An 854-nucleotide genomic window follows, 5' to 3' on the forward strand; every position below is an offset into this window, starting at 1 on the left:
CGGGCACGAGTAGTAGTACGGGTGCATGGACTCTTCCAGCGGCTTGTAACCCCACTGGCTTCCGCTGCGTTCAAGCAGATCGCAGCGGATGTAGCGCAGGGATTGACCCGGTGCGAGATCACGATGCACGCCTTCGACCTTGGCCGTCACTTCCGCGACGGACCAGAGGACGTTGCCACGCAGCGCGTGGGCGATGACCTTGACGCTGGCGCGCTCGGTCTCTTGCGGTGCGATCAGTTCCGCGATCAGTTCAGATCGCGATTGGGGGGAGAAATACCAGCCCATGAAAGGCCTCCTGAAAAGTGGAGCCGGAGGCCTCCCCGCGGGGGAGAACCCCCAGCGGGTGATGGAATGCCGCGTTAGCAGCGATGAAGTCGCGTGTCAGTACTCAAGATCACCGCAACCGGCCGGGCAGCAATCCCGATCGATGCCGTGCATGCAAATGCCGTTTTCGGCATTCCAGTCCTGAGTCGCCTGCCTTTCGGCGGGTGTTGCGTAGTCCCCGTATTCCTCTGCTATCTGCAGGGCATATGCCTGCTGATGCTCGGGTAACCGATGTACTTGCGCGTCAACTTCTGAACTGAACCGTTCCACGTACCAGTCGTGAGACTGTCCGCAGCCATGGATGGCTTGCTTGGCAGCCGTCTCGCAGACAGCCCGCCACGCGGTTTCATCCAGTGCGGAACGGTGGGTATCTGAAGCGATGTTGGACATGATGGAGACCTCCAAAGAAAAGGCCGGGGTCTCCCCCGCGTGGGGAAAGAACCCCGGCGGGTGGATGAAGAACACCGCGGATGCGGCGTCTGCGATCACGCAGGTTGCAGTTCGGCCTGGCGGCTCCACTCCTGCGTCTT

Annotated in this window: 2 protein-coding genes; both read right to left on the reverse strand. The window is 61.4% G+C overall.

What is annotated here, in order from left to right; genetic code table 11:
• Positions 1-285 (reverse strand): hypothetical protein (locus BRO63_RS04410; RefSeq protein ID WP_088138657.1); only part of this gene is annotated, 285 nt, incomplete at its 3' end.
• A 96-nt stretch (positions 286-381) separates the two neighbouring features.
• Positions 382-854, reverse strand: a 473-nt coding sequence (locus BRO63_RS04415) for a hypothetical protein (RefSeq protein WP_444978598.1), incomplete at its 5' end; no start/stop codon positions are given.

Origin of the sequence: Achromobacter xylosoxidans (assembly GCF_002192695.1) — a bacterium.
GTDB lineage: Bacteria > Pseudomonadota > Gammaproteobacteria > Burkholderiales > Burkholderiaceae_B > Achromobacter > Achromobacter xylosoxidans_C.